Here is a 13,477-nt window from a genome sequence, read left to right as displayed (position 1 = left end):
AAATATAATCTTGAAAAGTAATCTGATGAGAGACAGTCATTTGATACAAAAAGGGATCTGCACCAGTATGCGGACAAGGATTTCTATGTTTTAATTTTAAGTATAACTATTTGATAATCAATAAAATAATTTTAAAAATGATTTGGATAATTGATTTTTTCGACTTTATCTTTGCCGAAGAAAATTTGAAAACAGAAATTCAAATATCAACAACAATTTCAAAATATAATACAACATATAAAATGGCTTTACATAACAACATATATAACACACAACTGCTAGACCCGAGGTTCGATCTTGGACGTTTAACAACACAGGTGCATCAATACAGGCAATAGGATAGTTATATCATATTGAATTTATAAAGCACCTTTAACCGGGTGCTTTTTTTATGCCCAAAAAATAATGATTTTGTAGCTCAGCTGGATAGAGCGTCTGTCTTCTAAGCAGATGGTCGAAGGTTCGAATCCTTCCAAAATCACTCGTTCTCTAGAAGGAACTGGCTCATTGGGGTTACTGGCTAACCTTCCCGACTGTCTCTCGGGAGAAACGGGTTCGACTCCCGTATGAGCCGCGAGTTTGCCGCAAAGGCACTAAGGCGCAAAGTTTTTTGTTTCACGCAGATTGAGCAGATTTACTTAAAGTATAAACTTTGCGACTCTGCGACTTTGCGAGAGATTGACAAAGTATTGTAAAAAGAGCTGGCGAGCAATTTTCTCACAAAGGCGCCAAAACGCTAAGAAAAATAACCTTTGCGCCTTAGTGTCTTCGTGGCAAAATAAAAAATAACTGGGAAGATAACGGTGGTTGTTTACCCGCCTTGGACGCGGGAGGTCGCAAGTTCTCCCGATAGCTATCGGGATTGCTTCCCAGACAAATGGAAATACGCTAAAGTTGGAGAGTTAGGTCGGTCTGTAAAACCGTTGTCTTTTGACTGAGTAGGTTCGAATCCTACTATTTCCACAAATTTCAGGTTGGAACCCTGAGGATAATTAAAAACTGGGAAGATAACGGTGGTTGTTTACCCGCCTTGGACGCGGGAGTTCGCAGTTCTCCCGATAGCTATCGGGACTGCTTCCCAGACATATGCAGGAATGGCGCAATTGGTAGACGCGGCTGACTTAGAATCAGTTTTTTGAGAGTTCGAGTCTCTCTTCCTGTACTAAACAATAATAAGTCGCAAAGATACAAAGAGAAAAAAACTTAGCCTCTTAGTATCTCAGCAACTTAGAACCTAAAAAAATAAAAAATGAAAAAGATAAGCACATTGTTTGCTAAAGACCCAAATAACTTAGCAAGAGTAGTAAATAAAATCAATGCAGAAAATGCATGGGTAATAAACGGAGAAGCAATCGCAACGAGAAAATTTGACGGTACATCTTCGGCCATTATCAACGGAGAATTATACAAAAGATTCGACGCCAAAAAAGGACGTACGATTCCGGCGAATGCGATTCCGTGTCAGGAAGCAGATTTAATTACAGGACATCACCCGCATTGGTTAAAATGCGATCGTTCAAAATCTGAAAACAAACATTTCTTCGAAGCTTTCGATCGCTTAGAAGATAAAACAGACGGAACATACGAGTTATGCGGACCAAAAGTTCAAGGTAACCCTGAAAATTTTGAGAAACATACTTTGGTAAAACACGGTTCTGAAATAATCGATTTAGAAAATGTTGCCTTTGAAGATTTAAAAGTCTTCTTAATGAATGATGAAACAGATATGGAAGGTATTGTTTTCCATCATAAATCAGATGGTAGAATGTGTAAGTTAAGAAAGTCTGATTTTGGTGTTAAACGATTGGAAGTGGTGCTTAATGAATATTAATAGTAAAGAGTTATTAGAGATTAGCAGTCCGTCAGTTCGGGTATTTTTATGAGATGCGAACAGCAATTTCAAAAAAAAGAAAGTATCGGGAAATTGTGTATTTATTTAAAAATAATAATTAAGAATTTAGAAATCATGGTGTTATATGATAAAATTATAGTGATTGATATTGAAGCAACTTGCTGGGAATCTAAGGAGGAAACACTCTTAAATCAGAGAGAAATTATCGAGATAGGAGTATGCAAGTTAATATTATCGTCGGGAAAAATTGAAGATAAACAAAGTTTTTATATCAAACCAGAAGTTTCTCAAGTTTCTTCTTTTTGTCACCAATTAACTGGAATTACAAATGAAAAACTACAGATAGAAGGAACTTCTCTTGAGAAAGCATTGAAGAAAATTAATTCCAAATATTCGGCAAAGTATAGAACATTTGCCGGTTATGGCGATTTTGATAAAGAAATATTAGAACAAGAGTGTAAATCAAAAGCAATTGAAAACCCATTTAGAAATGACTATTTGAATATAAAGACACTTTTTAATTTAGTTTACCTTCAGGAGAAACCTAAAGGATTATTGAAAGAGCTAGAGTTAATTGGAGAATCTTTTGAAGGAGAGAATCATAATGGAGCGGATGATGCTTACAATGCAGCCAAATTGCTGTATAAAGTTTTAAAGAAATAAAAAATTAAAAAAGATGAAACAAAAATACAACCGAATAGCCCTTGTTGGAATTGAACAGGAAGAATATGACATTATAAAAACCCAGTATTCAGGACATATTATCTGGCATCAGTCTATACCAAAAATTGTGGTTAAGGATGAGGTTTTGTATATGGAAAAATCGAATGGAGTTGGAATGTTACCTGTAGATAAAGTCGTCTATTACGGAATTTACGACAATGATTTTGATTTCATTACCGGTCTTGCGATCTGGAATGGCGATTGTTATCCAAAGGCTTCAGCAATGCTGGACTGCCGTTTCAAAATTCCTTGTCTGGTAAAAGCATTGTCTCTTTCAAGATTTAGTGCTCCACGCGGATTTATAAGTGCAGGCGCTTCTGTTAACACAACCGGAGATACCATTGCAAAATGGGGAAACTGGCATTGTGGTGAAAACAAACATCGCTTTACAGGAGAATGGGAAAGCGAATTTACCGCAACCATTGAACCTTATTTTGAAGGGGATGCCGTTCGTATTATGATGATTGGCGATACCTATTGGCAGATAAAACTAGAAGGTGACGATTGGTTAAAATCAATTCATCCTGATAATGCCAATTTTATGCCTGTCGATCAGGATTTGTTAGAAGACACGCTTTATATCAAGAATGTTTTGCAAATGGATATGATAGGAAATGATTACATCGTTGCAAAAGACGGTACTAAATATTTATTAGAAGTCAATCATATTCCCAACATTACCCGATTTGAAGAGGTTAGACAAGTCTATTTATCGACTGTAATAGAATGGATTAACTAATAATTTTTGCACTGCGCAAAATTACTGCGCAGTGTAATTTGAATATTTGTTCAGGAAATAAAACAAGTTCTTTAATAAACTGAAATACATCAAAGTTTAGGCTTTGGTTAAAAATATCAAACAAGCCCAGTTGCGTGTTTCTGTATAGCACCATTGTAGGGAACTTTCCGCGAAAGCGAATTATGTTTTTCTATGCAGCTTGGTTTGGAGGTTTTGGATGGTTTTCCAAAAAACTATCCCACCAAGATCTATGTGTCATGGGTTCGACTCCCATTCGCAGCAATGCGATAGCTCAGTTCGGTAGAGCAATAGAAGTTAACGCAGGTTCGATTCCTGCACTACTCCCGATGGGGTAGTTGGACGAGCGGTAAGTCAACTACAGACTGAAAATCTGTTTTTCCAGAGACCATCACTCTTAAAAAGATGACCAGAAAAAAGCTGATTTGTCTTTGTCAGTGAAACTAAGGTTTTCGAATCTAAAATTTCACACTCATGATAAAGCCAGTGCGAAAAGCAATGTTTTTTGAACTACTTGTTTTCTTCTTGATTTGATTGTTAAGATGATTTGGGGATCGTCTCTGCAAAATACAATCGAAAACAATTCGGGTAAATAAATAACAAACTCTTCATCCGTTTTTTTCGGGGGAGAAAGGCAAAGAGGTTTTTTTATTTAGAAAGAGAGAATAGAAGCAAGAGAATAGAGTAAAGAATATAGAACAAAGATTTTCGACTGTTCTACAACTTGAAATTTGAAATAAAAAATAAAAATATAGAACAAAGATTTTCGACCGTTTCATAACCTGAAACCTGAAACAAGAAAAACTTGAAACAAAAAACAACATGATAAAAAGAATTAAAATCGAAGCATACCAAGTGGGTTTGCTTTTCGAAAACAGAAAATTAATTAAGGTATTAGAAGAAGGTTTACACTGGACTTTTGGAAACAAAAACGTATTGATTTACGATATGAATGCCATTTTTCACGCTCCTTTTGAATTGAACATTTTATTGCAGAATGAAGTCTTGGCTTCAATGCTTGAAGTTGTTGAGGTTGCCGATAACGAGATTGTTTTGCATTTCGTAAACGGAAACTTTAAAGGAACGCTGACTCCGGGAAGACACCCTTTCTGGAAAGGAATTGTAAAAAACGAATTCAAAAAAGCAGATCTTTCTAAAATTGAAATCACAGAGAATATTCCGGTAAACTTATTGGAGCATAATCAATTGAAATACTTTGTTAGAAAATTTATTGTAGCAAGCAACGACAAAGCTTTGTTGTTTGTGAATGGAACTTTCGTTAAAGAATTAAAATCCGGAACACATTACTTTTGGAACAACTCCATTACAATCGAAGTTAAAACGATTGACGTTAGACAGCAACAAGTTGAAATTTCAGGGCAAGAATTATTGACTAAAGATAAAGCAGGATTAAGAATCAACTTTTTTGTGAGATACCAAGTTGTGAATATCATGAAAGCTTTAGTTGACAATAAAGACTTTGAAAAACAATTGTATGTTGCCATGCAGTTAGCTTTAAGAGCTTTTGTAGGCGGATTAACTTTAGACGAATTATTGGCTAAAAAAGATACGATTGCCGAAGCTATTTTAGCAGAAGTAACAACTAAAATAGAAGATTTAGGTTTAACGATTTCTGATGCCGGAATTCGTGACGTAATCCTGCCTGGAGATATGAAAGAGATCATGAATCAGGTTTTGGTTGCCGAGAAAAAAGCGCAGGCCAACAGTATTATGAGAAGAGAAGAAACCGCTTCAACAAGAAGTTTACTGAACACAGCAAAGCTGATGGAAGAAAACGAAATGTTGTGGAAATTGAAAGAGATGGAATACGTTGAAAAAATCGCAGATAAAATTGGAGAAATCACAATTTCAGGAAGCGGAAACGTAATTGGTCAATTGAAGGAAATCTTCGTGAAATAAAGAAAAACCATCAACGGAAACGCTGGTGGTTTTAGTTTAAAAATTAAATTTAAAATGAATCAAAAAATATTTTTTACGTCTGACCATCATTTTGGTCATACAAACATAATTAAGTTTAGCGAGCGTCCATTTGCTACACTAGAAGAAATGGACTCGGAGCTCATTAAACGATGGAATGAAAAGGTGAGTCCGAAGGATATTGTCTATCACTTAGGTGATATTTCTTTGGCAAGACCAGAACGAACAAAAGAAATTTTAGACCAGTTAAACGGTTCAATTTTTCTCGTACAAGGCAATCACGATAAATCGGCTTTAAGTTATAAAAAGCGATTTGAGTGGATTAAAGATTATTACGAGTTAAGCGTTGAAGATGCAGATGCACCAAACGGAAGACAGAAAATAATCTTGTTTCACTACGCCATGAAAGTGTGGAGAAGTTCATTTAGAGGAACATGGCACTTATACGGCCACTCACACGGTCATTTGTTTGACGATGAAACATCACGCTCTTTTGATGTTGGCGTAGACTGCCACAATTATGAACCACTTTCTTATGATGAAGTAAAAGCAATCATTATGAAGAAAGATTGGAAAGCTCCTTTTGGAGACAGAGAATTATAAAATATTTAAAAAATTAGAAAAAATGAAAACTACAGATAAAATTATCATCATTGATTTAGAAGCTACATGTTGGCAGGGCGCGGTCCCGCAAGGCCAGCAAAACGAAATTATCGAAATCGGATTAGCCGTTTTAGATTCAGAAACCGGACAGATTACCAAGAATAAAGGTATTTTGATAAAACCGCAGCGTTCGCATGTGAGTCCGTTTTGTACTGAATTAACAACGATAACCCAGGATTTACTGGATAAAAACGGAGTAAGTTTTGAAGATGCCATTAATGAGTTAATCGACGAATATAATCCCGATTTATATACGTGGGCAAGTTACGGTCAGTACGACCTGAATATGCTTAAAAAACAATGTAAATCGTTTGGTATTTCATATCCAATGGGAGACGAGCATATTAATGTAAAAGAGCATTTTGCCGAAAAGTTTGGTCTGCAAAGGTCAACCGGAATGAATGGTGCTTTACAAATGCTGAATATTCCACTAGAAGGAACACATCACCGCGGAATTGACGATGCTAAAAACATCGCCAAGATTTTGCATTGGTGCCTTAAAAATTAGAATTTAATTTGTTAAGAGCAGTTATCTAAAGGATAGCAGATAACTGTACAAAGAAACTGCAAATATATATTGTTTGCAGTTTTTGTTTTTTAGGCATTAAAAAAGGCTGTCTTATTAAGACAGCCTTTTTCTTTGGTTAAATTATTTTGATTAATTGTGATTGTAGATTTTAGCGTAAAGATCTTTATAGATTTCTTTAATGATTTTACGTTTTAATTTTAGGGTAGGAGTAAGCTGTCCGCCATCAATAGACCAAACATCTGGAGTAAGCTCAAAACGTTTGATTTTTTCCCAATGTCCAAATTTCTCGTTGATGCCTTCAACTTCTTCATCAATACGTTTAATAACATCTGCATTTGAAGCAATTTCTGCATTAGAATCTCCTACATTAATTTTATGGATTTTAGCCCATTCTTTTACAAATTCAAAATTTGGCTGAATAAAAGCTGCCGGCATTTTTTCACCTTCACCAACAACCATAATCTGCTCAATAAAACGAGATTGTTTCATTGCATTTTCGATAAGCTGAGGTGCAACATATTTACCGCCCGAAGTTTTGAACATTTCTTTTTTACGATCGGTAATTTTTAAGAAACCTTCGCTGTCAATTTCGCCAATATCTCCCGTGTGGAAATATCCGTCTTGTAAAGCTTCGGCTGTTTTTTCAGGATCTTTAAAGTAACCTAACATTACGTTTGGACCTTTACAAAGAATTTCTCCGTCTTGTGCAATTTTAACTTCAACGTTGCGAATTACTTTTCCAACGGTTCCAATTTTAAAGCCTTTGTTTCTTTGATCGTTAACCGCAATTACCGGAGAAGTTTCAGATAAACCGTAACCTTCCATAACCGGAATTTCTGCAGCAGCAAAAACTCTAGTTAAACGCGGCTGTAAAGCAGCACTTCCAGAAACCATTAAATCTAAATTTCCACCTAAACCTTCTTTCCATTTACTGAAAATAAGTTTGCGGGCAATTTTTAATTGAAACTCATACCAAAAGCCATTTGCTCCGTATGGTTCGTATTTTAAACCTAAATCAATAGCCCAGAAAAACAATTTTTTCTTGATGCCGGTTAATTCAGTTCCTTTTGCATAAATTTTATCGTAAACTTTCTCTAAAAGCCTCGGAACAGCAGTAATAACGGTCGGACGAACTTCTTTTAAGTTATCACTGATTTTATCAATCGATTCTCCAAAATAAACCGAAACACCATAATATTGATAAATGTATAAAATCATTCTCTCAAAAATATGGCAGATTGGCAAGAAGCTCAAAGCTGAACTTTTTCCCGGATCAAACGGAATTCTTGGCGCACTGTCTAAAACATTAGAAACAATATTGTTGTGCGAAAGCATAACACCTTTTGGTCTTCCGGTAGTTCCAGATGTATAAATAATAGTAGCTAAATCATCTGTTTTAATGCTGTCTTTTCTGGCTTCAACTTCACTTTGGTTGCTGTCGTCTTCTCCGGCTAATAATAAATCAGACCAATGTTTGCAGCCCGGAATTTCATTAAAAGAATAAACCTCTTTTAAAGTGGGAACGTTAGCTCTAATGGCTTGTACTTTTTGATATACTTCATCATCAGAAACAAAGCAATAAATACTCCCGCTATGGTTTAAAATATATTCGTAATCTTCCTCAGCAATTGTTGGATAAATAGGAACATTTTGCGCACCAGTCTGCAAAATACCAATATCCATCACATTCCATTCGGTTCTGTTATTTGAAGTAATTAAAGCAATTTTATCGTCTTTTTGAACGCCCATACGCAATAATGCTCTTGAAACGGCATTAGCTTTTGCAATATATTCTGCGCTGGATGTTTTTTCCCAGACTCCGTTTTTTTTAGTTGCAAGCGCAACCGGAAGGTTATAAGTTTCTTGTTGATAATAGGGAAAATCAAAAAGTCGTGTGATTGAAACCATGTTTAATATATTGAATTTTACTGCAAATTAAATAAAAATAAGGTACGATTTTTTATTTTATGGAATTTTATGGGAAAATTTATAGACACTATTAAAAATTTACGAAAACGTTTTCTTTTTTATAGCGAATATTCCCAAAAACCAAGAAAAATTTAATTTGCAAGGGTATTTTAAAAGTCTATTGTACGTTGTAATCTTCGTATTCTTTTACTCTTTCACCCATTAAGAACATTTTTTTCTTCACAAAATGAATAGAGAATTGAGAATAAAACCATTCGTTACCTTCAACTGGCCTGTACCAAAACGTATACGACTTACTATTGAAACCTTCTTTAAAAATTGGAGTTCCTTCTTCGGTACATTCAATTCCCCAATTGATTTTTTGCTTGCTTAAATCTTCGGCCTGAATAGAGCCCGTTCCGTCAGGATTTAAAATGGTAACAGGCTGTTTTAAACCAATAGGAGCATAAGTTCCCTGAACAGGAAAACCAATAGTAGTTGTAATATAACGCTCTTTTGAATTGTGGGTGATTACATTTACTTCAGCTTGTGAGTATGATTTTGAGGCTGCAAAAAATAACGTAATAAGTAATAAATGTACGGCTTTCATTTGTATGAAGGTTTAAAAGTGTTTTTTGGCGTTTATAAAAATCAGCGGCAGATTTTTATGTAGCGAATATAACTTAAATTTTGATTAAAACAGAAGAATTTGATTTAACTAAAAAATACCGTGTTTTTCCCCTTTTAAAAACAGTAGATTACCTTGTTAATTTAGGTTTGGCTTATTCTATTTTTACCCCGTTCAATGCGGAAGCCGAAAAGCACATAGAGTAGGCACTAATCAACCAAAATAATTATGGAAACTGCCTTCTATTTAGCAATGGGCTGGTGCGGTACCAAATATCCAGGCTGGTGGAAACGCTTTTGGAGAAGCCCTCCGCCGCCTCCGGATCCGGAACCCTGGTGGACTATTGCATTAATTGGAATCGGACTGGTTGCGGGAGCAGCCGGCGGCTTATTCTTTAGTAATGCAATTGCAGAAAATCAATTTTTTGCAGGACAAAATGCAGTCGCTTCAGGGCTATTTGCATTTGGGACAGCCAATGTCATAACCGGAATTGCATCAGCATTTAAAGACTAAAAAAAATGCCTCGATTTAGGGATAGCGTCGGGGTATTTTTATTTTATTTAAAGACTAAAAAGCATTTAAGATTATATAAAAATCGCCACGAATTACACTAATTTTCACGAATTAATTTACTTGCATTAAAAGAAAAAACTTTAATCATTATAATCCTTTAATCTGTGGCTATAAAAAAAAAGAATTCGTGAAAATTCGTGTAATTCGTGGCAAAAAAAACGCCCGATAAAATTCGGGCGCTTTAATAAAAATATATTTTTTAGTTTTTCTCAATCCATTTTCTGGCATTAACAAAAGCTTCGTGCCAAGGCGAAACCTCGTCATTTCTGTCTTTTGGATAATGCGCCCAGTTCCATTGAAAAGTCGAACGCTCAATATGAGGCATCATAACTAAATGTCTTCCTGTTTTATCACACATCATTGCCGTGTTATAATCAGAACCGTTAGGGTTTGCAGGATAACCTTCGTAAGCATATTTAGAAACAATGTTGTATTGATCTTCAGAATAAGGCAATTTGAATTTACCTTCTCCATGAGAAACCCAAACTCCTAAAGTGCTACCAGCCAAAGTCGATAACATAACCGAGTTGTTTTCCTGAACTTTTACAGAAGTAAAAATACTTTCGTGTTTGTTACTTTCATTATGAAGCATTTTTCCGTGAACTTCGTGCTCTGGATTAATTACTTCCAATTCCATAAACAACTGACATCCGTTACAGATTCCCACAGATAAAGTATCTTCTCTTTTGAAGAATTTATCTAAAGATGTTTTTGCTTTTTCATTGTATAAGAAAGCTCCGGCCCAACCTTTAGCAGAACCTAAAACATCTGAATTAGAGAATCCTCCAACAGCACCAATAAACTGAATGTCTTCAAGCGTTTCACGACCAGAAATTAAATCGGTCATGTGAACGTCTTTTACATCAAATCCTGCTAAGTACATAGCATTTGCCATTTCACGCTCAGAATTACTTCCTTTTTCACGGATAATAGCTGCTTTTGGTCTTGGTTTAGAATTGTCGATTTCTGGTTTCTTTCCTGTAAAGTGTGCAGGGAAAGTATAATTTAAAACCTGATTTTTATAGTTTTCGAAACGTGCCTGAGCTCTTCCGTTTTTAGATTGTTTTTGATCTAATAAATAAGAAGTTTCGAACCAAATGTCTCTGTACTTCGCAATATCTAAAGAGAAACTTGTATTGCCATTTTTTATATTTAAATTATTACTTTCAGTAACTTTTCCAATTTTGTGAAAGTTAATATAACTATCTCTAAGAATATTCTCTATAGATTCATCAGCTTGAAATACAATACCGATGTTTTCAGCAAAAAGAATTTTAATAGTATCGTTTTCATTTAAACTAGAAAAATCGAAATCGGCACCCAAGTTATTATCAGCAAAACACATTTCAAGTAAAGTGGTAATTAATCCACCACTTCCAATATCGTGTCCAGCTTGAATTTTATTCTCAATAATAGATGATTGAATAGCATCAAAAGCAGCAGCAAAGAAGTCAGAATCCTTTATCGTTGGAACTTCAGTTCCAATTTTGTTAAGAATTTGAGCAAATGAAGAACCTCCAAGTTTAAAATCGTCATCTGATAGATTGATATAGTAAATAGATCCACCGTTTTTCTGTAAAACTGGTTCCACTACTTTTCTAATATCAGTACAATTTCCTCCAGCTGAAATAATAACCGTTCCCGGCGCAATTACTTCGTCGTTTGGATATTTTTGTTTCATCGAAAGCGAATCTTTTCCTGTCGGAATGTTGATTCCCAATTCGATTGCAAATTCTGAACAACCTTCAACAGCAGCGTACAAACGAGCGTCTTCACCTTCGTTTTTACAAGCCCACATCCAGTTTGCAGATAATGAAATCCCTTTTAAACCATCTTTAATTGGTGCCCAAACAATGTTTGATAACGATTCTGCAATTGCATTTCTAGATCCTGCAACCGGGTCAATTAAAGCAGCGATAGGAGCGTGGCCAATAGAAGTTGCAATTCCTTCTTTTCCTAAATAATCCAAAGCCATAACGCCGACGTTATTCAAAGGCAATTGTAACGGACCTGCATTTTGCTGTTTTGCTACTTTTCCTCCAACACAACGGTCTACTTTATTAGTCAACCAGTCTTTTGAAGCAACAGCCTCTAAACGTAAAACGTCTTTTAAATATGATTCGAAATCTCCTGCGTTGTAAGCAACATCAGCATATTTTCTATCGATAGTTTTATCTGTCATAACCGTTTTTGGAGAGCTTCCGAAGAAATCTTCTAAAGCATAATCCATCGGTTTTGAACCATTTGATTTTGATTCGAATGTAAAACGGTGATCTCCCGTAACATCTCCAACCTGATACATTGGCGAACGCTCTCTGTCAGCAATTCTTTGTAAAGTATCAATATCTTTTTGACCAATAACCAATCCCATTCTTTCTTGAGATTCGTTACCGATAATTTCTTTTGCAGAAAGTGTTGGGTCTCCAACTGGCAATTTGTCTAAATCGATTAAACCTCCAGTTTCTTCTACCAATTCCGAAAGACAGTTTAAGTGTCCACCCGCACCGTGATCGTGAATCGAAACAATTGGGTTATTGTCGCTTTCTACTAAACCACGAATCGCGTTTGCAGCACGTTTTTGCATTTCAGGATTTGAACGTTGAATTGCATTTAATTCAATTCCTGAACCGAAAGCCCCAGTATCTGCAGAGGAAACCGCAGCACCACCCATTCCGATTCTATAATTTTCTCCTCCAAGTATTACGATTTTATCGCCTTCTTGTGGTTTCTTTTTAATTGATTGATCTAGTTTTCCGTATCCAATTCCGCCCGCTTGCATGATTACTTTATCGTAACCAATTTTACGGTCGTTTTCTGAATGTTCGAAAGTTAAAACAGAACCTGTAATTAACGGCTGACCAAATTTATTTCCAAAATCAGAAGCTCCGTTTGAAGCTTTAATTAAGATGTCCATTGGAGTTTGGTACAACCATTTTCTTTCTTCAAGAGCGTTTTCCCATTTTCTGTCATCGTTTAAACGAGAATATGAAGTCATGTAAACTGCAGTTCCTGCTAATGGCAAAGAACCTTGTCCACCCGCTAAACGGTCACGAATTTCTCCTCCAGAACCTGTTGCAGCTCCGTTGAAAGGTTCCACTGTTGTTGGGAAATTGTGTGTTTCTGCTTTTAAAGAGATTACAGAATCGAATTCTTTTATTTCGTAAAAATCAGGTTTGTCTGCCGATTTTGGTGCAAATTGCTGCACTTTTGGTCCTTTTACAAAAGCAACGTTGTCTTTGTAAGCAGAAACAATATCGTTAGGATTTTCCTGAGATGTTTTTTTGATTAATTTAAAAAGAGAAGTTTCTTTTTCTTCACCGTCAATAACAAATGTTCCGTTGAAAATTTTGTGACGGCAGTGTTCTGAGTTGGCTTGAGAGAAAGCGAAAATTTCAGAGTCAGTTAATTTTCTTCCAAGTTTTGTTGAAAGATTGTTTAAATATTCTACTTCTTCTTCGCTTAAAGCTAAACCTTCTACTTTATTGTAAGTAGCAATATCATCAATTTCCAGAATTGGTTCCGGCTGAATGTTGATAGTAAAAATCTCCTGATCTAATTCATTGAATTTTTGGAAAAGCATTGGGTCAAAATCAGCGAAATCTTCCGTTGCCGGATGAAATTCTTCAATTCTGATAATGCCCGGAACACCCATATTTTGAGTGATTTCTACAGCATTTGTACTCCAAGGTGTGATCATAGTGGCGCGGGGACCAACAAAAAAACCCGTCAGTGCGGATTTTTCGATCTTATTCGAGTCGGCAAAAAGCCAGTTTAATTTTGAAATGTCTTGAGCTGAAATTTCGTTTTGCGTTTGTACGGCAAAAACAGTTTTGCTTTGGTTTTCAAAGAAATGGATCATTGTGATGTGTAGTTTGTTGTATTGAGCTGCAAATTTAGTGTAAATAA

Annotated in this window: 10 protein-coding genes and 4 tRNA genes; 11 read left to right on the top strand and 3 right to left on the bottom strand. The window is 35.5% G+C overall.

Translation table 11 applies throughout. The features are described from left to right. Positions 1-407: 407 nt before the first annotated feature. The 10 genes from J2Y38_RS01880 (at position 408) to J2Y38_RS01835 (ending at position 6,441) form a co-directional block, all read left to right on the top strand. Positions 408-481: transfer RNA gene (locus J2Y38_RS01880), tRNA-Arg, on the top strand. Positions 482-501: 20 nt separating this feature from the next. Further along, positions 502-574, top strand: a tRNA-Asp gene (locus J2Y38_RS01875). Between the two features lie 305 nt (positions 575-879). Beyond that, positions 880-963: transfer RNA gene (locus J2Y38_RS01870), tRNA-Tyr, on the top strand. A 125-nt stretch (positions 964-1,088) separates the two neighbouring features. Continuing rightward, positions 1,089-1,162: transfer RNA gene (locus J2Y38_RS01865), tRNA-Leu, on the top strand. Between the two features lie 87 nt (positions 1,163-1,249). After that, the gene (locus J2Y38_RS01860) at positions 1,250-1,831 is read left to right on the top strand and encodes a DUF5565 family protein (protein ID WP_309839065.1); all 582 of its coding nucleotides are present in this window, start codon (positions 1,250-1,252) and stop codon (positions 1,829-1,831) included. A 159-nt stretch (positions 1,832-1,990) separates the two neighbouring features. Next, positions 1,991-2,515 (top strand): 3'-5' exonuclease, encoded by a 525-nt coding sequence (locus J2Y38_RS01855; RefSeq protein ID WP_309839064.1) that lies wholly within the window; start codon positions 1,991-1,993, stop codon positions 2,513-2,515. A 13-nt stretch (positions 2,516-2,528) separates the two neighbouring features. Next, positions 2,529-3,314 (top strand): hypothetical protein, encoded by a 786-nt coding sequence (locus J2Y38_RS01850; RefSeq protein WP_309839063.1) that lies wholly within the window; start codon positions 2,529-2,531, stop codon positions 3,312-3,314. Positions 3,315-4,154: 840 nt separating this feature from the next. After that, positions 4,155-5,252 (top strand): slipin family protein, encoded by a 1,098-nt coding sequence (locus tag J2Y38_RS01845; protein ID WP_309839061.1) that lies wholly within the window; start codon positions 4,155-4,157, stop codon positions 5,250-5,252. Between the two features lie 54 nt (positions 5,253-5,306). Continuing rightward, positions 5,307-5,873: a metallophosphoesterase family protein gene (locus tag J2Y38_RS01840; RefSeq protein WP_309839059.1), complete on the top strand. Its 567-nt coding sequence runs from the start codon at positions 5,307-5,309 to the stop codon at positions 5,871-5,873. Positions 5,874-5,895: 22 nt separating this feature from the next. Then, a complete protein-coding gene (locus J2Y38_RS01835) occupies positions 5,896-6,441 on the top strand; it encodes a 3'-5' exonuclease (RefSeq protein WP_180858289.1) in 546 nt (181 codons plus the stop codon). Between the two features lie 150 nt (positions 6,442-6,591). Here J2Y38_RS01835 and J2Y38_RS01830 read toward each other — a convergent pair whose 3' ends face one another. Then, on the bottom strand, positions 6,592-8,370 hold the full coding sequence (locus J2Y38_RS01830; RefSeq protein ID WP_309839056.1) for a long-chain fatty acid--CoA ligase: 1,779 nt from the start codon (positions 8,368-8,370) through the stop codon (positions 6,592-6,594). A gap of 178 nt (positions 8,371-8,548) precedes the next feature. Next, complete coding sequence (locus J2Y38_RS01825) at positions 8,549-8,980, bottom strand: hypothetical protein (RefSeq protein WP_309839054.1); 432 nt, start codon at positions 8,978-8,980, stop codon at positions 8,549-8,551. Between the two features lie 246 nt (positions 8,981-9,226). Between J2Y38_RS01825 and J2Y38_RS01820 the strand changes: the two genes are divergently transcribed. Continuing rightward, positions 9,227-9,511, top strand: coding sequence for a hypothetical protein (locus tag J2Y38_RS01820; RefSeq protein WP_053471761.1), 285 nt, complete (start codon positions 9,227-9,229; stop codon positions 9,509-9,511). 259 nt (positions 9,512-9,770) lie between these two features. Here the strand turns inward: J2Y38_RS01820 and purL are convergent, their stop codons facing one another. Then, positions 9,771-13,430: a phosphoribosylformylglycinamidine synthase gene (purL, locus tag J2Y38_RS01815; protein ID WP_309839051.1), complete on the bottom strand. Its 3,660-nt coding sequence runs from the start codon at positions 13,428-13,430 to the stop codon at positions 9,771-9,773. Positions 13,431-13,477 lie beyond the last annotated feature (47 nt).

The sequence above is a fragment of the Flavobacterium sp. 2755 genome (assembly GCF_031455715.1).
GTDB lineage: Bacteria > Bacteroidota > Bacteroidia > Flavobacteriales > Flavobacteriaceae > Flavobacterium.
Note: the sequence above shows the minus strand (reverse complement) of the source record. Positions and strands in the feature narration are given on the sequence as shown.